20 protein-coding genes and 1 pseudogene are annotated in these 20,380 nt (G+C 62.3%); 5 read left to right on the top strand and 16 right to left on the bottom strand.

From position 1 onward, the window contains the following. Window positions 1-11: 11 nt before the first annotated feature. Genes ABIN98_RS16635 through ABIN98_RS16625 form a run of 3 tightly spaced genes read right to left on the bottom strand, consistent with a single transcriptional unit; the run spans window position 12 to window position 5,074 of the window. The gene (locus ABIN98_RS16635) at window positions 12-1,925 is read right to left on the bottom strand and encodes a hypothetical protein (RefSeq protein WP_346911705.1); all 1,914 of its coding nucleotides are present in this window, start codon (window positions 1,923-1,925) and stop codon (window positions 12-14) included. After that, a complete protein-coding gene (locus ABIN98_RS16630) occupies window positions 1,918-3,489 on the bottom strand; it encodes a hypothetical protein (protein ID WP_346911704.1) in 1,572 nt (523 codons plus the stop codon). The genes ABIN98_RS16635 and ABIN98_RS16630 overlap by 8 nt, the downstream gene beginning before the upstream one ends. 22 nt (window positions 3,490-3,511) lie before the next feature. Next, a complete protein-coding gene (locus ABIN98_RS16625) occupies window positions 3,512-5,074 on the bottom strand; it encodes a hypothetical protein (protein ID WP_346911703.1) in 1,563 nt (520 codons plus the stop codon). A gap of 298 nt (window positions 5,075-5,372) precedes the next feature. On the opposite strand from ABIN98_RS16625, the gene clcA reads away from it, so the two are divergent. From clcA to ABIN98_RS16610, 3 genes are all read left to right on the top strand, one after another. Next, window positions 5,373-6,680, top strand: coding sequence for a H(+)/Cl(-) exchange transporter ClcA (gene clcA, locus ABIN98_RS16620; RefSeq protein WP_346911702.1), 1,308 nt, complete (start codon window positions 5,373-5,375; stop codon window positions 6,678-6,680). A 144-nt stretch (window positions 6,681-6,824) separates the two neighbouring features. After that, on the top strand, window positions 6,825-7,298 hold the full coding sequence (locus ABIN98_RS16615; RefSeq protein WP_346911701.1) for a hypothetical protein: 474 nt from the start codon (window positions 6,825-6,827) through the stop codon (window positions 7,296-7,298). A gap of 187 nt (window positions 7,299-7,485) precedes the next feature. After that, complete coding sequence (locus ABIN98_RS16610; protein WP_346911700.1) at window positions 7,486-7,971, top strand: hypothetical protein; 486 nt, start codon at window positions 7,486-7,488, stop codon at window positions 7,969-7,971. Window positions 7,972-8,013: 42 nt separating this feature from the next. Here the strand turns inward: ABIN98_RS16610 and ABIN98_RS16605 are convergent, their stop codons facing one another. Continuing rightward, window positions 8,014-8,343, bottom strand: a complete 330-nt coding sequence (locus tag ABIN98_RS16605) for a hypothetical protein (RefSeq protein WP_346911699.1) — start codon at window positions 8,341-8,343, stop codon at window positions 8,014-8,016. Between the two features lie 96 nt (window positions 8,344-8,439). Then, window positions 8,440-10,428 (bottom strand): ATP-binding protein, encoded by a 1,989-nt coding sequence (locus ABIN98_RS16600; protein WP_346911698.1) that lies wholly within the window; start codon window positions 10,426-10,428, stop codon window positions 8,440-8,442. 53 nt (window positions 10,429-10,481) lie between these two features. Here ABIN98_RS16600 and ABIN98_RS16595 point away from each other — a divergent pair, with 53 nt between their 5' ends. Beyond that, a complete protein-coding gene (locus ABIN98_RS16595; RefSeq protein ID WP_346911697.1) occupies window positions 10,482-11,135 on the top strand; it encodes a response regulator transcription factor in 654 nt (217 codons plus the stop codon). Between the two features lie 87 nt (window positions 11,136-11,222). Here ABIN98_RS16595 and ABIN98_RS16590 read toward each other — a convergent pair whose 3' ends face one another. The 3 genes from ABIN98_RS16590 to ABIN98_RS16580 form a co-directional block, all read right to left on the bottom strand. Next, window positions 11,223-11,633, bottom strand: coding sequence for a hypothetical protein (locus ABIN98_RS16590; protein WP_346911696.1), 411 nt, complete (start codon window positions 11,631-11,633; stop codon window positions 11,223-11,225). A 153-nt stretch (window positions 11,634-11,786) separates the two neighbouring features. Continuing rightward, window positions 11,787-12,842 carry a diaminopropionate ammonia-lyase gene (locus ABIN98_RS16585; protein WP_394701527.1) on the bottom strand — a complete coding sequence of 352 codons (1,056 nt, stop codon included), beginning with the start codon at window positions 12,840-12,842 and terminating at the stop codon, window positions 11,787-11,789. Window positions 12,843-12,984: 142 nt separating this feature from the next. After that, window positions 12,985-13,446: an Lrp/AsnC family transcriptional regulator gene (locus ABIN98_RS16580; RefSeq protein ID WP_346911694.1), complete on the bottom strand. Its 462-nt coding sequence runs from the start codon at window positions 13,444-13,446 to the stop codon at window positions 12,985-12,987. Between the two features lie 199 nt (window positions 13,447-13,645). On the opposite strand from ABIN98_RS16580, the gene ABIN98_RS16575 reads away from it, so the two are divergent. Beyond that, window positions 13,646-14,380, top strand: coding sequence for an Asp/Glu racemase (locus ABIN98_RS16575; RefSeq protein ID WP_346911719.1), 735 nt, complete (start codon window positions 13,646-13,648; stop codon window positions 14,378-14,380). A 9-nt stretch (window positions 14,381-14,389) separates the two neighbouring features. Here ABIN98_RS16575 and ABIN98_RS16570 read toward each other — a convergent pair whose 3' ends face one another. From ABIN98_RS16570 to ABIN98_RS16535, 8 genes and pseudogenes are all read right to left on the bottom strand, one after another. Then, window positions 14,390-15,169: a hypothetical protein gene (locus ABIN98_RS16570; protein ID WP_346911693.1), complete on the bottom strand. Its 780-nt coding sequence runs from the start codon at window positions 15,167-15,169 to the stop codon at window positions 14,390-14,392. 63 nt (window positions 15,170-15,232) lie between these two features. Continuing rightward, a pseudogene (locus tag ABIN98_RS16565) lies at window positions 15,233-15,361 on the bottom strand (Rieske 2Fe-2S domain-containing protein); the annotation flags it as partial. Window positions 15,362-15,500: 139 nt separating this feature from the next. Further along, window positions 15,501-16,424 carry an ABC transporter permease gene (locus tag ABIN98_RS16560; protein ID WP_346911691.1) on the bottom strand — a complete coding sequence of 308 codons (924 nt, stop codon included), beginning with the start codon at window positions 16,422-16,424 and terminating at the stop codon, window positions 15,501-15,503. Then, entirely contained in the window at window positions 16,421-17,707 is a 1,287-nt protein-coding gene (locus ABIN98_RS16555) for an ABC transporter permease (protein ID WP_346911690.1), read from the bottom strand. Before ABIN98_RS16555 ends, ABIN98_RS16560 begins: the two co-directional genes overlap by 4 nt. Beyond that, a complete protein-coding gene (locus tag ABIN98_RS16550) occupies window positions 17,704-18,117 on the bottom strand; it encodes a hypothetical protein (RefSeq protein WP_346911689.1) in 414 nt (137 codons plus the stop codon). The genes ABIN98_RS16555 and ABIN98_RS16550 overlap by 4 nt, the downstream gene beginning before the upstream one ends. Window positions 18,118-18,168: 51 nt before the next feature. Further along, entirely contained in the window at window positions 18,169-18,630 is a 462-nt protein-coding gene (locus ABIN98_RS16545) for a hypothetical protein (protein WP_346911688.1), read from the bottom strand. Further along, window positions 18,578-19,288, bottom strand: coding sequence for an ATP-binding cassette domain-containing protein (locus ABIN98_RS16540; protein ID WP_346911687.1), 711 nt, complete (start codon window positions 19,286-19,288; stop codon window positions 18,578-18,580). Before ABIN98_RS16540 ends, ABIN98_RS16545 begins: the two co-directional genes overlap by 53 nt. A gap of 26 nt (window positions 19,289-19,314) precedes the next feature. Further along, window positions 19,315-20,376 carry a BMP family ABC transporter substrate-binding protein gene (locus ABIN98_RS16535; protein ID WP_346911686.1) on the bottom strand — a complete coding sequence of 354 codons (1,062 nt, stop codon included), beginning with the start codon at window positions 20,374-20,376 and terminating at the stop codon, window positions 19,315-19,317. Window positions 20,377-20,380: the final 4 nt, after the last annotated feature.

The following is a 20,380-nucleotide window of genomic DNA, read 5'->3' as shown; positions in this document are numbered from 1 at the left end:
CGCTATTGGCTCTATTGATCCGGTTCGCCGCGGATCCAGGGCACGATGCTGCCGGTGAGCACCTCCGTGTTCAGGTCCTTGTCGAAATCGAGGTAAGCCCGTCCGAGCTTTTGCCAATCGCCAATTTTCCTGGTGTAGAGGATCCGTCCTCTCACCTCGTAGAAGGGCTTTTTGTGGCTCTCGGTCAGGTCGGGCAGGATCTCAAATCGCATGATCTGTTCGCCGGGGCGTGCCGTTTCGAACTTGGGTCCGGCGCGCACGAGCGTTCCGATATAGGCTGGCGGATTGCTGCCGGGGACAGGTGCGATGTCGATCACGGTTTCCACCCCATAGCCGCGCATGCCGACGATCCGGTGGCCCTGTACCTGGGCGATGGACCAGCGGCCGATGATTTGGTCCGGTCCGGATTGTGCGCTCGGGCCGGTTGCCTTATTCGCGACCGGTGCGGCAGAGCACCGGTACATGGTCATCTGCTTGTTGCCTCGCGAACTGCCCAGGATGATCCGATCCGGTCTCGTTTCGAGAATGGTCTGCGTATCCGTGTCGCCGTCGATTTCGGTGAAGGTCGTCAGCACATTGCCCTTCACGTTCCATGTTCCGTAGCGAACGGGCGGGCCGCCTGACTTGATCACGTGCAAGGTGCCGTCCGCGGCAAACTTGAAGGCGAATGTCTTGGTCGCGATTTCAATCGCTTCCCCGATACCCTGCTCGATGGCGCCCGCGATCGAACCGGGTGCTTTTCCGTCGGACCGGCGCGGCACTGCCCCGGTTGCCGTGCAGGCGGCGGGTGAAAGGGCCCAGATCCCGACGAACGGGCTCGGTTGGGCATTTATCCCGCTGCCGGAAGCGACGGGGGGCGGTTGCGGAGGGGTAACCGGCGGGTTGACCGGAGACGGGGCGACCGTATCGGCCCGGGCGATTTCACCCTGGACCTTTTCGATCGCCTCATCGATCCGGGATATGTAGCGTTTGCACTGGGTATTGGCCCTGGCGCCGGCAAGCCGGGTGAGGGCGGTTGCGAACTCTCCTTGTTTGAACAAACGGTCCGCCTCGGAAAACAGGTGTTTGGTCTTTTGCTCGCGGGCGGCTCCCGCGGTGACCTTGGCAATGGCCGTATCAATTTGCTTCGCGTATCGTTCGCAGGCTGTGTTTCGCGCAGCCTTTTCAAGATCAGCCTGGGCGTCTTCGAAATCGCAGTTCCGGAAGGCCGCATCCGCCTTGGCGAAAAGGGCCTTGGTCTGTTCTTCGTGGGCGAAGGCCTCGTCATAGCGTTGCCTGAACGGTTGCCGCGTCTTGTCCGTGCCGATCTTTTCAATCAGGGCCTTGGCGTCCTTGAACCGGCAGGCGGCGATGGCCTGATTGATCCGGTCGCCGTCGAAGGTCGGCTCTGCCTTGTACCGGCCGCGACAATGATCCACCGGTTGGCCGGCCAGTCTGGCGACGACATAGTCCTCCATCGTGCAGTGATTGACCGAATCGAGGCTGCGCCGGTTCTGCCACAGAAACACAGGGTCGAAAGCGCCGGTCTCATGGGCGGAGGTGATGATGCCGCCGTCCGCGGTGGTGCCGACCATGTTGCCTCGATAGGTGTAGTGGAACCGGGCCCCTTCGGTGACGTTCTGCGGCGGTTCGGCTATCTCAATCCATTCCCGGATGTAGCCTGCGGTTTTTTGGTCGGCCGGGTCGGCAGCCGTTGCAGTTCCTTCCGCGCCAGGAGGTGTTCCGGTTCCTGCTGCTGTCCCCGTCTCGGCGTCATCGCCAAACCGTGGTGTCAGATCTCCGATCACGGTTCCGGTGGCCCCGCGCAGGGATTCCAGCCAGGGATCTCCGATCTCCTGTGCCTCGGCTGATGCGATCGTCCCGGCAAGGACGAGGAAAAGGGCGAAGACGCTTTTCAGCGCTCGTTGTGTTTTCGACCTACTCACAGCCCGCCCTCTTTCTCAGCTCGCCAAGATAAGGGGCATCATCCCGGATATCCTTCCAGTCGGCGTAAACCATGGATTTGTCGATATTCCCGCGTTCGAAGAAAGGTCCGCAGACGACGGTCAGTTGCGGGCCGGCATTCCAGATGGCCGGCCGTGCCTGTTTGGAAATCATGCCGCCCGGGGTCTTCATGGCGCAGATGTCGTGATTGATGGTCGACAGGTACGTGGTCAGCTTGCTCTGTAGGTCCTCGTCGCGCTTCACTTCGAAGACGAACTGGTCCGATCCGGTGACCTCGTAGCTACCGCCTGCCCAATGGGGGATGAAGCCGGAGCCGGCCACCTTGACGATGAAATACGCGCTTTTCGGCCCTGGGCTGCCATCGGGCATTCTGCCTGTGATCTTCTGCAGCTCGCCCAGATCGTCCCGCAGGACCAGTTCCAGTTCCTCCAGCGATCCCAGTTCTTGCTCGCGTTGCAGGAGAAAGCGCTCCTTCGTTCGAAGTATCCGGTGGTCGAGGCGGGTTATCGCGGCCTGCAATTTGGCGCTCAGGTCTTCCCGGCCGGCGCGTGCGATGTCGCGTTGCAGATAGCGGGCCGCGTAGATAGTGGCGCTTGCCGCCTCCAGGGAGCGGCGCACCTGATCCAGTTTCGCACTGCCGGTATGCGCCTGAAGGCGCAGGATCGCGTCGTCCATCGTTGCGATCGAGCGGGCCGTGCGGTCGTTCAGATGGCCTTTGAACCTGAGCCCTTCCCGGATTTTCGGCCAGATATCGGTTTCCAGCCATTCCAGGATCTTGCGTCCGGCGAATTCGAGCAGGATCTCGTTGGAGGTGATCTTGACCAGCAGCTTGGTAATGGCCTGCTCCACCTTGCGCCGCGCGTGGCGCCGCAGCGCGTTCAAGGCCGATTTTTCGTCATGAAACCGAAGGCCGAACATGCGCTCGGTTTCTTCCTCGATTTCCTCCCTGACCCTGCGTTCAACATGGAATACGGCCTTGTCGTGCAGTTCCTGCCAGCTCCGGCTGGTCAGAAGATCCTTCAGGCCTTCGCTTTCCAGCTTGCCGGAGAGTTTTTGTTCAACGTAGTCGAGAACGGCCTTGCGGATCTGGCGCCGGATCCGCTCCTTGCCTTCATCGGGGATCGGCGGAAGCTTGACGCCTTTTAAGTTGCGATGCTTGTCGAGCATCTCGTCGATCAGCTTCCCGTTTTTCGAGATGAGTTCCAGCTCTTCGGCCAGTCCGCGGCGGGTGTCCGAGCGACGGAACTTGCGCAGCAGTTCATAGAAGTCCCGCGTCTGAACGTGGAGGCCCCGGCCGATGATCGCCGCCTCGATGGCCGGGTCGCGCTGGCAGGCGTTCATGTTCTGCAGTGTTTCGCCGGTGATCATGTCATCGAGCAACGCATTCAGCTTTTCCAGACGGGCGGACTGGATGCGAAGCGGCTCGATATACTCGGTGACAGGCTCCGCCTGCGCGGAAAGGCTTCCGGCGCAGAGGATGCCGGATGAGAGGAAAATCCCGGCAGCGATCCGAAGGATCCAGCGGTCTAGTGCCAGCCAAGCCATCTTTTCCTCCCGCTCCTCCGCCTCAGTCCAGCGTTCCCAGGCCTTCCAAAGGGGCAGTGACTGAATCGACAGTCGGAGTTTCCGGTGTGATCGGAGCCTCGATCACCTGGGGCTGGCTCGGTTGGATTGGCACCAGCGCCTCCGCCGGGGCATCCTTGAGAAACTCAGCAGCAACCCAACCGCAGAAGCGGTAGGTGCAGACCCGTGCCCAGTTGTCCCCTTTCGCATCGGTATGCCACCGCCGCGCAGTGACCCGGTCTCCCATCACGACCGCGCCCATCCGGTTGGCCCGTACGCTGGGTCTTGGAAACACGTTGAGCTCGGGGATGTTCACGAGCATCGGTCTGTCATCAGTGTCTGCGGCGGATGTCCTGTCCGTATCGACGAAGCGGGAATTCGAAAGCGCCTCGACGGCGCGCTTCGTCTGGGGCCCGAAGCCGCCATCCAGGGCACCGGTATAGAAGCCTTCCTCTTTCAGGATGCCTTGAAATTTCTTCCAGAAGGAAGGACCCCATTTCCGCCCTTCTTCTGCCAGTTGATCCGGTTCGATGATGTAGCCGCCTTGGAGTGCCTGGAACAGGAACGACGCTGCGGCTTCGTCGTACCGGGCGAAGCCCTGTCCCTGCAGATACACCCCGACAAGATGATAGTTCGCATACGCGCTACCATCCTGGGCTGCCTTCAAATACCAATTATAGGCCTCCTTGAGGTTTCGCGCGACGACGCTTCCCTGTTCATACATCTGGGCAAGCTCGAGCGCCGCATTGGCGTAGCCTTTTTCCGCGGCCTGACGCAGCCATTGCACCCCCTTGTCCGGGTCTTGCGGGACGCCGGAACCGTTGAGATACATGAAGCCCAGATTGTACATGGCCTGGGCCTCGCCCAAGGACGCTGCTTTCAGAAGCCATTTCGCCGCCTTGTCGAAGTCTTGCGGGAACTCTTTGCCTTCCAGGTAAAGGAGGCCGACTGTCGTCGTGGCCAGGGGATTTCCGTTCTCTGCCGCCTTTTCGTACCAGCGCAGGGCTTGCTCCATGTCCTGAGGGACACCTTGTCCGTTACGGTAAAGGAACCCCAGCAGAAGCATGGCTGCCGGATAGCCTGCGAGTGCAGCAGATTCGACTTCTCTGGCGGCTTCGTCCAGGAGCCCGGCCTTGTTCAGGGGACGGGCGAGCAGATAACGAAGGCGGGGAACATTCGGATATTGCGCAACGGCCGCCTTGCACGCTTGAAGCGCCTTCTCCGTATCGATCCAGTCGAATTCAACGCCCCCGGCGAGTTTTTCGGAATCGGCCGGATGGGACGCCCAAAGATCACAGTCGGTCACCAGCGCCGCAAAGTCGGTCTTTTCCGGCGTCTGGGTTTCTCCGGCTGGTTCACCGGAGAGCCTGTTCATCCGAAGACGGGCGAGCGGTGCGTATTGTCCGGCCGGATAGGCGTCGAGATAGGCTTTCAGTTCGGCCGGGTCGTCGGTGTTTCGGACGCTCTCCCAGAACGTTATTTCAGACGCGTCCTGCGATGTTGCAGGAACTGTTCCTGTCAGAACGATCGGGAGGAGGCAGCTCAAGGTCAGGCATATACGGCGCATGTGGATACCGCTGTAAGTCGTGATGGTTACAGATTGCGCCTGAGCGGTTGCGTTTGTGCATTGACGTGGATCATCCGGGCCGGGGTGCGCTCTGGATTACGGCTGTTCCTGCCAGGGGCCGCGTTTCCTCCAGAGGACGGCGTGCCGTCCACAGGGCAATGGACCGCTCGTGCCCGGTTCCCGGAAGTTTCCGGCGTCTGCCGTTCCGGAATGTCAATTTGCGTTGTTTTCAAACGAGAACCGATGTGTACAAGGTTGGCACTTACGAATCCGCGCCAGAAGCATGGCAGGGGGCAACATGGAGACAGAGCAGCAGACCGCAGAGATCCCGGCGAAACCGGGTTCGCTCGTCCCGCTTGCTTTTCTCGCCATCCTTACAGGGATAGGTGCCGGCGCGGTTGGGGCTGTTTTCCGTCTGGCGCTCGACTACGGGGCCGGGTTGCGGGATTCGGTTCTGGCGTTGTCCAGGGGTTACGAGATCGGCGGACTTCTCCTGGCCATGGGCGTGGCGGCGCTCGCCACCGCGCTTTCGGCTACCCTGGTGCGGCGGATTGCGCCGATGGCTTCCGGCAGCGGCATTCCCCATGTGGAGGCCGTGCTCGACGGGGAACTCAAGCCGGCGCCCGTGTGGCTGATACCGATCAAGTTCATCGGGGGATGGCTGTCGATCACAGTGGGCCTTGCGCTTGGCCGGGAAGGACCGAGCGTGCAGATGGGCGCGAGCCTTGCCCATCTTGTGGGGCGCGTCTTCCGGCGGGATCAAGCGGACCGCCGGTCGCTGATCGCCGGCGGCGCGGGCGCGGGCCTCGCCACCGCGTTCAATGCGCCTGCGGCAGGATCGATCTTCGTTCTGGAAGAGCTGGTCGGCCGGTTTGAACCCCGCATGGCGGTGGTGGCTCTCGGAGCATCGGCAGGGGCGATCGCCGTGTCGCGCCACATCACCGGAGACGCACCGGACTTTTCCGTGGGCGAACTCGTTGCCGGGGGGATCGGGGCGCTGCCCCTGTTCCTGGTGCTTGGGCTGTTCGCCGGTCTGCTGGCGATCCTCTATAACCGCAGCCTTCTCGGAACCCTTGTCGTCGCCGACTGGATCGGCGGGCCCGTGGAATTGCGCGCCGCGGTGATTGGAGCAGCAGTCGGTGCTCTCGCCTGGACCGCTCCGAACCTTGTTGGCGGCGGCGATAATCTGACCCAGATGACGCTGAATGGCCAGTTGCCGCTGATGCTCGTTCCCCTGATCTTCCTGATCCGCTTCGTCCTCGGCGCGGCCTCCTATGCGGCTGCGACCCCGGGCGGATTGTTCGCGCCCCTGCTTCTACTCGGTTCGCTGGCCGGGCTTGCCTTCGGGTCGGCCTGCAACGTCACGTTTCCCGGCATGGGGCTTCAGATCGAAGCCTTTGCCTTCGTCGGCATGGCCGCTCTTTTTACCGGTGTGGTGCGTGCGCCCCTGACCGGGATCGTCCTCGTGGTTGAGATGACCGGCAGTTCCGCTTTGCTGCTGCCGCTGCTTGCGGCCTGCTTCGGCGCGATGCTGGTGCCGTCGGTGCTTCGGGACGAGCCGATTTACGAGGCGCTGCGCTACCGGGCTGCAAGACGCGTCCGGTAAGGCTCCGGCCAACCGACGTACAGCTTTTTGAACCAGCGTCCATCATATGGGGGATCGACCCCATGGGATGAGGGCCGTCCGCCAAGCATCATCCTTTCATCGAAAACGCGGTGACGCACCGCCCAGAGATGAAGGGACTATCCGATGTTTGCATTTACCGTTCTCAAGAAAGCCGCCAAGGTCTTCACCATGGTCATGGTCGCCGCCACCGTTTCCTACGGCGCCGTTTCGATCGCTCACCCGTCGGTCGCCGAAGCCGGCACCAAGAAGAAAGTTCAGTTCGTGGCCAAGGGTCTCAACAAGTTCGGCCGCGCCCTGGAAAAGGCTGGCCGCAGCGCCCAGGCCAAGCGCGGCATCATGAAGCCGATTGGTGGTATCCTGAAGAACACCGGCAAAGGCGCGAGCAAGGCCGGCAAAGGCTTCAACAAGGGTATGCGGGCCGTTTCCAAGGGCACCAACAAGGTGCTGGGCAAGTCGAAGACCGGTCGGTTCGTGCAGAACGGATGGCGCAACGTGAAGGGCCGGCAGGACCAGTTGATCAACCGGGCATTCGCCAATTGCGGCGGCCGGGTCTGCGCGGGAGCCCGCGAAGGTGTTCGCCTCTTCGCCCCGTTCTGATCGAACTCTGCCAGGAAACAAAAAAAGCCGGATGTTTCATCCGGCTTTTTTCTTGTGTTCCGGGGACGCGATGCCCGGTGCGTCCCGGGGCGATCCAAAGCCCCTCCAAAATGGGGTGTCGCCCCCATGGGGCCTGAGCGCATCTTCCGCGATCCTTCTTTCATTGACACAGGAAAGGATCGGATCGATGACAACCAGGACCTTGAAAGGCTTTGCCTGCGCCACATTGATGGTACCAGCGTTCATGACCAATGCTTTTGCCGCAGATGCGGCGGACGGCGGCTACAGAAAAATCCGCTCGAACATGGATTTCCGCTGGACGGCGGAAGATCACACGGTTCGCGTTACCTTTTTCACCGGATGCCGGTCAGGCCATTCCGGCGGAAAGCTGTCGGAATATTTTTCTGCGTCCTTCGACAAGGCCGCGCGGCGGATCGAGATCAGCGGCAGCTTTCTTTTCAAACCGCTGAGGAAGACAAGCAAGATCGGTCCTGCCGATTGCATGGGATCCAGAACGCGGACACTCGAGATCAAAAACGTGCCGGAAGGAACCTACGAGGTGACCCGTGACGGCCGGAAGCCGAGGGTCGTGGAACTCGTCGGTGAGAGCGTGGAATATCGTGTGAGGGTGTTCCGGAACAAAGCCAAGTCCATAAGTTCTCAACTCGACTGATTGCCCAGCAGAACCGCCGGCACCAACGGTCAGGCGGAACTGTTATTTCCCTTTTTTGAAATCGTCGTCGGCGGAGCGCATTTCCTGGGGTGTGACGATACCGTCCTTGTTCTTGTCGACCACGGAAAAGGCGTAGCCGTAGACTCCGAAGAAGCGGATCTTTTTCGCCGTCGACTGGCCGAAATCCGCCAACGCGCGGATGAAGGTCCTGAATTCGCGTTTCGACAGGACCTTGTCCTTGTTCACATCGGCTTTCAGGAACGCGGCAATTTCGGAATTGGAGGCTTTCAGGGTCTTCGCGGAGGCTTCGAAAACGCCAAGTCCGGCAAACAGGATCAAGAAAAAATTCAGAATAAAAAACCGCGCCAGCATTCTCTTCGCCTCACATCGTTTGGCGAACTTTAGCTTAAGGGTGACGTTGAGGAAACTCGGTTTTCGGGACGCCCGAATGGTCCCGGAAAGCCCCGTTCATGCCGCATGCGGAATGCTCAACGTGAACCGGGTCCCTTTTCCCTTTTCGGAGTGGCAGGAGAGCTCCATGCCGTTGTCCCTGGACAGTTCGAAGCAGACGGACAGGCCCAGGCCATGGCCGGTTGAGGTCTCGCCCTTGTTGTAGGCCTGCGAAAAAGCTTCGATCTCGTCTGTATCCATGCCGGTTCCCGTATCCAGGACACAGAGATCAATCGCCGTGCCCCGGTCGCGAACGCCGATCAGGACGCTGCCTTTATCCGTATATTTCACCGCGTTGGAGACCAGGTTGCTGACGATGCGCATGAGGATGAGCGGTGGCACGGCAATTGTCTTGCTCGACGGGACCCGGCGCAGTTGAAGCCCTTTTGAAACGGCCTCCTCGTGGAACATCTGGTACACGGTATCGAGCACCAGGGCGACCTCGTAGACTTCCTGTTCTCCCGCCGGTGTTTCTTCGATTTCGCCGGCTTCCTCCTGAGCGCCATCTACAGAGCCGGGCGTCGTCTCCCGCAGGTAATCGTTGGAGAGTGCCTCCATGTAGTCGAAGGCTTCCTTCAGTCTCTGCCGTACTTCCGGCGCGACATGTTCGGCGAGGCTGTCGAAATTCATCCTCAGGGACATGATCGGCTGTTTCAGGTCGTGGGAGGCAGTCGCCAGTTGGCGCTGGCGCAGGCTCGCCAGTTCCCGGGCGCGGGTGTAGTTGCGTTCGGCGACGAGGAGCTCTTGACTGCGCCTGGCTTCGCCTTCCAGCGCGGTGAGTTCGGCCTCCACGGCCTTGGCGTGGTTCCGGCGCAGGTTGATGATATGCGCGGTCAGGCCGGTCATGGTGGACATCATCAGGATGGAGAAGATGCCCTTCACGGCGATGGTCGCCGGAATGAGCTCCGCCCGGCTGCCGATCACGATCGTCACGATCATTGCAATGATCAGGATCGTGCCGAGGGCCGAGATCAGCACGCCCGTCAGATGGATCGGTCCTTCCCTTTTGCGCCAGTCCATGCTGGTGACGAAAACGGCAGCGAACATCAGCGCAAGAAGCACGTAGCCGAAGAAGGCTGTGTAGGTGCCGGGCGAATAGAACGAAATGATGAACCCGGCGACCGGCAGGATGGCGAGCGCGGCCAGAACCTTTGACAGCGTCGTTCTCTTGCCGTTACGGACAAGGGACTGGGCGGAGATCAAAAAGCCGTTGGCGGACAGGGAAAACAGCAGGAAGAAACCCACCGGCGACTGCAGATCCGGGTTGTCGGGAAAGAAGAACCGGAACCAAAGACCGTCGATATAGGCGAGGATGCCGAGACCGACCGCGAACTGCACCGCGTAGAGAAGGCCGATCCAGTTCTTCATCGCCAGATGGAAGCCTAAAAAGAAGATCAGGCAGGACAGGGTGAAGGCGTAAAAGGCGGTGCCGCCGACGCCGGCTGCAAAGGCCGAGGCTTCCAGTTCGACGGGGGTTTCCAAGGCTATGTCGAAGGACTGGAACGGGCCGAACTTGAAATTGACCAGAAGCGTCACGCGTTCCTGCGGCGCTATGGTGAAAACAGGGGTCCTTAGCCGGGTAACGGAATGCGCCTCGGGCACGAAGGGCTCGAAAATCGAATAGTCGAGCAGGTTCTCGGTCAGGCCGCTTTCCCGGACGACATAGGCATCGACTTCGCTGACCAGCGGCAGGTCGATCGTCAGGACGAAAGGATCGGGATCGCGGCCGTCGTCGAGGGTCGCATTGTAGATCTCGACCGCGGCCCAGGCTTCCGGCGCGTAGTTCGTCGCCAGCATGGAGGCGTCCATATCGGAACCGAATTGGCCCTCCCGGAACTGTTTCAGGATCTCAGCCAGCGATGCCTTGGGGTCGCTGGTGTAGGTCAGGTGCGGCTTCAGATCGGCAATGCCGTGTCCCGGCTGCAGGTTCACGGTGTCCGCATGCGCAATGCCGGACAGGAACAGGCTGAAGAAGAGGAGCAGGCACAGGCGCGGAATTCTGGTCATTTCCCCAAAGGCATGTCAGATTTGGCGGAACAGCATCGAATGGATCGTGAGCCGTGAACGAACAAAGATACAATGCAATTATTGCCGACGATCATGCAATTGTACGCGCAGGGCTCAAGGATGCACTTGAAAAACCGGGCTTGATCGAACCGGAAGGGATCAAGGTCCTGGCCGAAGCCGGCGACGGCCTCACAGCGATTGCCGAAATCAGAAAACACCGGCCGAGCCTGTTGCTGCTCGATGTCTCCATGCCCATGGCCGGCGGGGTCGAGGTACTGGTCGAGGCGCGGCGCTGGTCGAAGGACACGAAGGTTGTGGTTCTGACCGGCATCTCGGCGGTCGGCCTCGTGTCCGATCTCGTCGAGGCCGGGGTCGACGGGCTTTTCTCCAAGGCGTCGGACAACACGGAGTTCTATCAGAAACTGCCCGGTATCCTGCGAGGTCAGCGGCATATCTCGGAATATTTTCTGAAGATCCTGGAAGAAACGCCCCGGCCGCCGGTGCTGACCGACCGGGAGCGGCAGACGCTGAACATGATTCTGGCCGGGCGGTCCAACAAGGAAATCGCCGAAGGGTTAGGGATCAGCATCAAGACGGTCGACAAACACCGCACCAGCCTGATGCAGAAGCTGAACGTCCATTCCGTTCCTCAGCTCATGGCGCGTGCCCTGAAGGAGGGCATGATCGATCCGTCCAAGGAGCTCTGATCCTTCATTCGGATCGGTGAGGACAGGTTTGCAAAAAAAAAACGCCGCACCGGGAAGAACGGTGCGGCGTTTTTTTCGACTGTGGTCTTAGCGGAAGACGATGCGGTAGCTCTTGCCGCGGGTGCAGACGGAAGTGGCGGAGTCTGCGTACCAGGACTTGGAACGTTCCCACTTGCCGTTGGACTTCAGCTTCCGGAACTGGACTCGGACAAAGGTCTTGGCGTTGTTCACGCCTTCCAGGTTGCGGGTCACGCTGAAGGAGCCGCCATTGCGGATCACCCGGTTCGGGGTGTTCTCCGAGCGCCAGCGGTTGGAACCGAAATCGCGGTAGTCGAAGTCGTACAGCTGGATCGGGCCGCCGGTGTTATTCTTGATCGAGATATGGACCTTCTTGCAGATGTCGAAGCCGGCGGAAGCCGGGGCAGTCACGGACAGGGAAGCAGCGCCTGCGACGGCGAGCATGGCAGCGGCGGTGGCGGTTTTTGCAAAGAGTTTCATGGGTCTGTTCCTTTCCTGTGTGCTCTCTCGGAGCGGTTGTCATCGGTTTGTCGATGAAGGAAAGGTGCCAGACCGGATGGCTGCTTCGTATGGGGCGAACACCCCAATCGCACTCGCCGACTTCGGCAGTGGGGACGACTGACCCGACGCGGTTCAGACCTGCTCCGGGCCTTCGGTCGCGATCAGCAAGACGCGGGTATCTGGGCCGGGTTGCAGGTTTCGCAGGGCGGCGAGCGGGGCTGCGCCGCTGGGTGTGGTGAAGATCTCCTGCGCCGCGTAGAGACAGGCCGCTTCCCTGGCTTCGGCGTCCGTAACGGTCACGAACACGTCCGCATCCCGGCGCAGGGCGTCAAAGGCGATCAGAGAGGCGTCCTTGCAGTCGAGGCGGCCCATATTCGATTCCGGACCGTCCGCCCGGGTGAGCTTTCCGGCCTTGACGCTTTTCAGGAGGCAGGGGGCCGCCTCCGGTTCGACGATGATGATTTCCGGCTGGACGGCCCAATGGTCGCGAATGTGCGCGGCGACCGCACCGGCGAGGCCGCCGACGCCGGCCTGCAGAAAGACATGGGTCGGCCAGGTGCCGGTCTCTTCGAAGGCCTGTCGGCATTCTTCGGCCAGAACCGTATAGCCTTCCATGATCAGGGCCGGGCGTTCCGTGTAACCTTCCCAGGAGCCGTCGGCCAGCAGCAGCCAGTCGTTCTTCTCCGCTGCCTCGATCGCGTATTGGACGCTGTCTTCGTAGGAGCCCTCGACGCGGATGACGTCGCTTCCCGCGTTTCGGATTCTTTCGGCGAAGCCTTCGGGAACGGAACTGCTGAGCACGATGATGCCGCGGGCGCCGAAGATGCGGGCGCCGGCGGCGACCGACAGTCCGTGATTGCCGGCGCTGGCTGTGATGAGGGTCATGCCGGCGGCGACCTTTCGCGCCGTCTCGCCCGTCAGGTCCGTGGTGCCGGAGGCATCCTGTAGCATCTGGGCGATCGCGAAGACACCGCCCAGGGCCTTGAAGCTGCCAAGGCGCATGCGCCGGGTTTCATCCTTGACGGTGAGGGCGCCGATACCGAGCTCTTCCGCCAACTCAGGCAGTTGCCGGAGCGGCGTCGCCTGGTAGGCGGGACACTGCCGCAGCATCGCCATCGGGCGATCCGGGGCGGACCGAAACAGACGGGGCGCGGACGTGGCCTTGGTGTGGAGGTTCTCAAGCTTCATGAGTTTCATGATAAGGCGGGAAATCGACCTAAGAACATCAAGGCGCCGGGAAAATATGAGAAAATTTCGCAATCCTGCGTGTTCTATATGCCTGTTCTGTTCAAGCGAAGCAGGCTCGCAGCCCGGGCAGACGTCCCATCGATCAACCCAGGGGAATGTTCATCCCGACCTTGGTCCGGTCCATGACTACGGATGTGCGAAACCGCTTCACGTTGGAATCCTCAAAGAACAGCCGGTGGGTCAGCCGTTCGTAGTCCTCCATGTCCTTTGCCAGGACGATGAGGGCGAAATCGGCTTCGCCGGTGATGTAGTAGCACTGCTGCACCTGCGGCTCGCCCTTCGCTTTTCTCCGGAAGGCGTCAATCTGGTCGATCCGCTCGCGCTCCAGTTCCACCATGACCAGAAAGGTCATGGTGTAGCCGACCGCCTTGGGCGAGATCAGCGCCTCTTCGGCAAGGATCACGCCTTCGGCCTTCAGGTTCCGGATGCGCCGCTGGACGGTGGCGACGGAAAGCCCGGTCTCCGTTGCAATGGTCTCGAGCCGCTCCCTTGCATTGTTCTGCAGCAGTCGGAGGATCGTCAGGTCGGAAGCGGACAGGTCCATATTGATTTTATCCGATCATTTTTCCGAACGATTTTGCTTCTGTTTTTCAAATGTCGGAATTCAAACGGGTTTTGAGATCAATTTTCCCTGTTAATGTTAGTTCAAAATTCGAGGGGATGAAACGCTCAAGCGGCAAGGAAACACTCTCCGGCGTCTTTCTGTCCGGGCCGGCGGATCATGGAAAGGATCGGTTGCCTTGGTGCGAATTCCGTATGACGTCGAGAAGCGCGATGAGCCGCGTCTGGGACTGATCGTCCTGCAATCGGACGAGACAATCGAGAACGACCTCCGCCGACTTTTGCCGTCCGAGGCGACCTTGCATACCTCCCGGGTTCCCAGCGGTGAGGAAGTGACAGCAACGACCCTGTCCGAAATGGAAAACCACATCGGCGCGAGCGCCGGCCTGTTGCCGCGGCCAGCCCGGTTCGATGCGGTCGGCTATGGCTGCACGTCCGGAACCTCGGTCATCGGCGTGAAAAAGATCGCCGAACTGGTTCATGGCGGAGCCGACACCCGGGCGGTCACGGAACCCGTGTCGGCGCTCATTGCTGCCTGCAGGCATCTCGGCGTCAACCGGCTGGCCTTCCTGTCGCCTTATGTGGCGGAGGTGTCTTCCCGGATGCGTGATGTTCTTGCCGAGAACGGTATCGAAACGCCGGTCTTCGGCTCATTCGAAACCGCCGAGGAGGCGGTCGTCGCGCGCATCACCATGTCCTCGGCGGCAAAGGCCGCATCGGAACTCGCCGTTGATCCCGCAGTGGAGGCGGTGTTCATCTCCTGCACCAATCTGCGCACGCTGGATGTCATCCCGGAGATCGAACAGAAAACCGGAAAGCCGGTCTTGTCGAGCAATCAGGTGCTGGCGTGGCACATGTGCAGGCTGTGCGGTCTCGACGCCGCTGCAAACGGTGTCGGCCAGCTGTTTTCGGCCTAAGCCCGAAACTTAAGCCGGGGTCTTCTGCTTGTCCGGATTGACGAAGGGGCGCGCCCACTCGCTATCCGGTGTGATGTCGGAATTCTCGCGGGCAAGCTCGGCCAGGATCTTGCGGTATTCCACGGTCATCCGGTCGGCGCGGCAGTGCATCTCCGTGCGGGTGTCCAGCGGGAATTCGGGACGGATGTTGTTCAAAAGCTCGCGGTCCTCGCTCTGGATCTGTCGGTCCAGGGCAATGATGTTGGCGCATTTTTCCTCGTCCGGATCATCGTTGCGGGCAATGAACTGGCAGAACAGGGTGTGATTGTCATCGACCGGGGTTGCCGTCTTGAACAGCACGTGGCGCAGGCCGTTCTCGTATTCCATCACGTCCTTGTAGACGAAGGGCTGCACCAGTTCGTTGTTGGTGAAGCGGACGGTGAAGCCTTCGCCGGTCAGGCCGGTGTTGGCCTTCAACGCTTCTGTCAGCCGCGCCTTGTAGCTGACCCGCGAAGTCAGCTTGTGGCCGTCGCGATTGATCTCGAAGCTGAGGAACTGGGAGGCGGAGGTGTCGCCGATGGTGTTGCGGTGGGTCCAGGCGACATGGGCGAGGTCGAGTGCGTTGTCGATGACGCGCGGCGCCGATGTCGTCCACACTTCCATGAGTTCGTGCATCACCTTGAACGACGGGTCCTCGGCCTCCGGCAGGTCCGGAATGTCGGCGCGCGGGATGCCCGGGCAAACCCAGACGAGACCGTAGCGCTCGGCGACGAGCACGTTGAGGGTGCGCGCGCGCGGCGGAATCGGCATGTCGTCGTCCTGCTGGGGAATGCGGGTGCAGGCGCCGGTCGTGTTGAAGGCCCAGCCGTGATAGGGGCAGACGATCTCGCCGTCTTCCAGCCAGCCCTGGGACAGGCGGGCGGCGCGGTGCGGACATTCGTCAACGGCGCATCCGAGCGATCCGTCCTTGCCACGCCAGACGACATAGTTGTCACCGAGCAGGCGGACCGCACGCGGCTTGTCGGCGATCTCGCCCGAATTAGGCCACCGGATACCAGTACTCCTTGAAGGCGGGGACTTCGCTTACAAGCATGGGAGGCTCCTGTTGTCGGAAGAGGGGGATATCGGGGTCATCATGATATTACGCCCGGGTGAAGGGTTTGCCGACCGCGCCCGGTCCGGAGGCCCGGCCGACGAAGGTCGCCATGGCGAACAGCGCCAACAGGTAAGGCAGGGCGATCAGCAATTCATGGGGAATGTCGCGCCACAGGATCTGTGCGCGCAAGGCAATCGCGTCGGCGAAGCCGAAGGCCAGGCAGGCCGCCGCGCCGGGCCAGACCCGCCACTTGCCGAAGACCATTGCGGCGAGTGCAAGAAAGCCGCGCCCTTGCGTCATGGACGCCTGGAACATGTCCAGGGTGACGATCGACAGGTAGGCCCCGCCCAGAGCGCCGAAAACGCCTGACATCATCACCGCGAAGAAGCGGGTGCGGACGACCGGGATGCCGGCGGCATCGGCGGATTCGGCCGACTCGCCGCAGGCCCTGAGGCGCAATCCGGCATCGGTGCGGAACAAGATCCACCAAACCAGGAAGATCAGGACGAAACAGCCGTAATCCACCAGGCTGAGCGAGCGGAAAATGCGCCCGACCGTCGGCAGGTCCGACAGGAACGGGACCGCGATCGTCGGGATCTTGGCGACGCTCGGCGTCAGACCGTCGATGTCCCAGATGACGGGGATGAGGGCTGCCGTCAGGCCGGCGCCGATCAGGTTGATCGCCGCGGACGCGACGACCTGATCCCCGCGCAGGGTGACGGTCATCAAGGCGAGCGCGCTGCCGGAGAAGACGCCGGAGATGAGCGCACCGATGAGGCCCAGCCAGGGGTTGCCGGTGAAATAGGTCACCAGAACGGCTGCAAACGCGCCGATCAGCATCATGCCTTCCAGGCCGATGTTCAAGACGCCGCTGCGTTCGCTGATCAGGCCGCCCAGCATGGGCATCACGATCGGCAGGGCGAGGTGAAGGGCGCTGATGACGAGGGATATCGTCAGAAGATGGCTCATGACGGCATCTCCGTGCTGGCGGTTTTTGCGGTCGCAGGTTGAGGTTCGGGCGGAAGGTCGGAGAGGTCATCGTCTATGGCCGGCCGGCGTAGGCTCGACAGCAGACGCAGGACAGCCGGCTGTGCGGCGACGAAGGCCACGACCAGGCCGGAGACGACGCCGACCATTTCCCGGCTGATACCGGCGATCGCCTGCAGCGGAACCGAGCCGGCATGGAGAACGGCGAAGAAGAAGGCGGAAGCGACCACACCGACCGGGGACAGGGCGCCAAGCAGCGCGACCGCGATCGCGTCATAACCGTAGCCGGGGGAGAAGGCGGAATAGAACCGGCCGTAGACGCCGAGCACCTGGACCGCACCGGCAAGCCCGGCGAGCGCGCCGGAGGCAAGCAATGCGATGATGGTCAGCCGTTCGACGGACACACCGCTTGCCCGCGCCGCGCCCTGGTTGGCGCCCAGCAACCGCAGCCGGAACCCGCCCGGGGTCCGGTAGAGCACCCATGTCACGATGGCGACCGCGGCAAGGGCAACGATCAGCCCGGCGTGAAGGCGCGTACCGTCCCAGATGATCGGCAGTTGCGTACCCTCCGGGACCCGCTCGGTGGCCGACGGCTGGTCGGCGGCGACAAAGGGGCCGGTCGGTGCGACGGCATATTCAGAGACGGCGATCGCCACGAAATTCATCATGATCGTCGTCACCACCTCATGGGCACCGCGATAGGCCTTGAGCAGGGCCGGGATCAGGGCGAAGGCCGCGCCGCCGGCCATGCCAGCGAGGATGCAGACGACCATCAGCAACGGTGGCGGCAGATCGACGGTGGCGCCGACCACGCCGGTGACAAGGCCGCCAAACAAAAGCTGGCCTTCCACGCCGATGTTGAACAGGCTCGCGTGAAAGGCGAGCGCGACCGCCAGGCCTGCAATCAGAAGCGGGATCATCTGGACCATCGTTTCCGCGATCGCCGGGCCGCTGCCGAGCGCTCCGCCGAAGAGCGCGCTCGCCGTCAGCCAGAGTTCGGAGCCTGCGAGCCAGATCATCGGCACGGATGCGACGAGCGCGGCGGCGATCGTCAGGATAAAGGTCAGCACGCGCGTGCCGAACTGGCCGGACAGGCCCTGGAAATGGGCGATCATGCGCGGCAGGAGATCCGTACGGTTCCAGCCGTCGTCACCGGAATCTGCACGCAGGGTCTGCGCCGCGATCTCCGGATCCATGCGGGCATGGCGGCCGTCGGCGGTCACAGCGGCAAGCTTGGAAGGGGATGTCGTTGCATTCATCGTCATGAGCTGGCTTCCTGATCGACGCCGGACATCCAGCGGCCGATCTGGTCAATGTCGGCATCTGCGGTGCTCGTTTCGCCGACGACGCGGCCCTGGCGGAACACCACGATGCGGTCGGCAATGGTGAAGACTTCGGTCAGGTCGAGGCTGAGCAGGAGCACGGCGCCGCCCTGGTCCCGCAGGCCAATGAGGGCTTCATGGACGGCTGCGGTCGAGCCGATGTCGAGGCCTCTCGTCGGCTGGGCGGCGATCATCAGCCGGGGTGCGCGGGCGAGTTCCCGGCCGACCACCAGTTTCTGCTGATTGCCGCCTGACAGGCTTGTCACCGGCGCCTCGATCGAGGCCGCGCGCACCTTGTGGCGGCGCACGATGCCGGCAGCGAAACGCGCCGCCGCCGGCGCCGGGACAGCCACAGCGGCGTCGGCGCGAAGGGCGCGCCGTCGACGAAACCGATGGAGGCATTGTCAACCACGCTCATGCCGTCGGCGACCGCCAGGCGGTGGCGGTCCTCCGGGATATGGGCGATGCCGCAGTTGAAACGCGCTTGCGTGGTCATGTCCGTAATGTCGGTGTCGTCCAGGGCGACGCCACCGGGCTGTGGCCTTGCGCAGGCCGATCAGGAGCTCGACGAATTCCGCCTGGCCGTTGCCTTCGACACCGACGACGGCGACGATTTCACCGCCGTGGACGTCAAGATCGACCGGACCGAAACGCTCGCCGTCAGTGAGTTTGCGCACCGACAGAACGGTCGGCCAGATGTGGTTGGAACGCGACGGCACTTCCGGCCGGTTGCGGCCGATCATCAGCCGGACCAGTTGGGCCTCAAGCGTCTGCCGCTCAGCCGGGTCTGTGAAACTGCGCGGGACTTCCGCCTCACCGGCAACCGCGCCGTCGCGCAGAACCGTCACCCGGTCGCAAAGGCGCATGATTTCCGGCATCTTGTGACTGATGAGAACGATCGTCGTGCCCTCGCGCTGAAGGTTCTGCAGCAGCGCGTAGAGTTCTTCCGCGTCGGGGTGGCGACAGGGCTGCGGTCGGCTCGTCAAGCACCAGCGTGGTGGCGCCGCCCCACAGGGCCTTGAGAATTTCCACCTTCTGCCGCGCGCCGACGGACAGCGTCTCGCAGCGGGCGGAGGGATCGATGCCGAAGCCGAGCCGTTCGGACAGTTCGATGGCGCGGCGGCTGGCCGCGTCCAGATCGAGCCGGCGCATCCAGCGGGCGGCGAAACCGGAAGAGCCCCGGCCGAGAATGAGATTTTCGGCAACGGTGAGTTTGCCGATCAGGCTGAAGTGCTGCTGCACCATGCCGATACCGGCGGCCAGCGCGTCCGCAGAGGAACGAAGCGTCGCTGGCTGGCCGCCGATTTCGATCTGGCCGGAGTCCGGCCGGATCATCCCGAAAAGGATTTTCATCAGGGTGGACTTCCCGGCACCGTTTTCGCCGAGAAGCCCGTGGATCGATCCTTGCCGGACCGTGAGATCGATGGAGCGGTTGGCCTTGACCGGGCCGAAGTGCTTGCTCACGCCGGTAAGCCGGATGGCTGCCGGCGCGAGGCCGGGCCGCGGGGCGGCTATTGGTGTCATGTCTGCCTCGCAACCCGCACTCATTGTCAGTTACCTGCCGGCTTGAACGCTTTCGCTTCTTCCTCGGTGGCCGGAACGACCATCGAACCGTCCAGGATCGCGGCGGTGGCAGCTTCTACCTTCGCCATGATCTCCGGGGAGAGCGTGTCGATGTTGTCCGGGCACAGGCCGACAGCCTTTTCCTTGAGGCCGAGGCTGACGGTGCCGCCCTGGAATTTGCCTTCCGAAGCCGCCTTGTTTTCATAGACGACCGCGCCGGAGACGTCTTTGACCGCCGAGGTCAAAAAGTTGTCCGGGGCGAACTGGCCCTTGCAGGTGTCCACGCCGATCACCCAGTAGCCTTCACCCATGCTCTTGGCGGCATCGAAGATACCGCGTCCGCCGCCGCCGGCGACGTCCATGATCAGATCGGCGCCGATGTCATAGATGCCAAGCGCAAGTTCCTTGGCCTTGGCCGGCTCGGTGAAGGAGCCGACATAGGCGACGGAGACCTCGATGTCCGGGTTGACGTAGTGCAGGCCGGCTTCATAGCCGGACAGGAAGCGGACGACTGGCGGGGTTTCCATGCCGCCGATGAAGCCGACGCGGGTTCCCTTGGTGGTCATGGCGGCGGCGATGCCGGCGAGGAAGGCGGCTTCCTGCTCGCGGAAGGTCACGCTTGCCACGTTGGTCAGCGGCTTCTTGTCCTTGTCCACGGCCACGGCGTCGATCAGCGTGAACTTGGCATCCGGATTGGCGATGGCAACCTGGGTGAGGGCGTCACGAATGCCGAAGCCGACGCCGGTCGTCACGGTCGAACCGCTGTCGATGGCCTGCTGCAGGTTCGGAACGAACTGGGACTGGTTGGCGGACTGGATGACCAGCGGCTTGCCGCCGAATTTTTCCGCACTCGTTTCGACGCCAAGCTTGGCCAGGTCGTTGAAGCCCTGGTCGCCGAGACCGGCCTGGTTGGTCACCATCGACCAGACGAAGTCCTCGGCGGATGCCGGGGCACTGGTGCCGAGGCAAAGCGCAAGGAGGGCTGCGGAGGTCGTCAGTGCGCCGAAGCGGCGGCTCAATGCTGGCTTTCCTTTATTACGTGCTGACATGGCA

Source organism: uncultured Roseibium sp. (assembly GCF_963675095.2).
Classification (GTDB): Bacteria; Pseudomonadota; Alphaproteobacteria; order Rhizobiales; family Stappiaceae; genus Roseibium.
This window is presented reverse-complemented; position numbering and strand designations above follow the sequence as displayed.

Coding starts and splice junctions, on each gene's coding strand:
- clcA (WP_346911702.1), top strand. CDS start 5,373: ATGGAGACAGAGCAGCAGACCGCAGAGATCCCGGCGAAACCGGGTTCG.
- ABIN98_RS16570 (WP_346911693.1), bottom strand. CDS start 15,169: ATGCCGATTCCGCCGCGCGCGCGCACCCTCAACGTGCTCGTCGCCGAG.
- ABIN98_RS16555 (WP_346911690.1), bottom strand. CDS start 17,707: ATGACGATGAATGCAACGACATCCCCTTCCAAGCTTGCCGCTGTGACC.
- ABIN98_RS16615 (WP_346911701.1), top strand. CDS start 6,825: ATGTTTGCATTTACCGTTCTCAAGAAAGCCGCCAAGGTCTTCACCATG.
- ABIN98_RS16560 (WP_346911691.1), bottom strand. CDS start 16,424: ATGAGCCATCTTCTGACGATATCCCTCGTCATCAGCGCCCTTCACCTC.
- ABIN98_RS16545 (WP_346911688.1), bottom strand. CDS start 18,630: ATGCGCCTTTGCGACCGGGTGACGGTTCTGCGCGACGGCGCGGTTGCC.
- ABIN98_RS16535 (WP_346911686.1), bottom strand. CDS start 20,376: ATGTCAGCACGTAATAAAGGAAAGCCAGCATTGAGCCGCCGCTTCGGC.
- ABIN98_RS16625 (WP_346911703.1), bottom strand. CDS start 5,074: ATGCGCCGTATATGCCTGACCTTGAGCTGCCTCCTCCCGATCGTTCTG.
- ABIN98_RS16540 (WP_346911687.1), bottom strand. CDS start 19,288: ATGACACCAATAGCCGCCCCGCGGCCCGGCCTCGCGCCGGCAGCCATC.
- ABIN98_RS16610 (WP_346911700.1), top strand. CDS start 7,486: ATGACAACCAGGACCTTGAAAGGCTTTGCCTGCGCCACATTGATGGTA.
- ABIN98_RS16580 (WP_346911694.1), bottom strand. CDS start 13,446: ATGGACCTGTCCGCTTCCGACCTGACGATCCTCCGACTGCTGCAGAAC.
- ABIN98_RS16600 (WP_346911698.1), bottom strand. CDS start 10,428: ATGACCAGAATTCCGCGCCTGTGCCTGCTCCTCTTCTTCAGCCTGTTC.
- ABIN98_RS16605 (WP_346911699.1), bottom strand. CDS start 8,343: ATGCTGGCGCGGTTTTTTATTCTGAATTTTTTCTTGATCCTGTTTGCC.
- ABIN98_RS16590 (WP_346911696.1), bottom strand. CDS start 11,633: ATGAAACTCTTTGCAAAAACCGCCACCGCCGCTGCCATGCTCGCCGTC.
- ABIN98_RS16630 (WP_346911704.1), bottom strand. CDS start 3,489: ATGGCTTGGCTGGCACTAGACCGCTGGATCCTTCGGATCGCTGCCGGG.
- ABIN98_RS16585 (WP_394701527.1), bottom strand. CDS start 12,842: ATGAAGCTTGAGAACCTCCACACCAAGGCCACGTCCGCGCCCCGTCTG.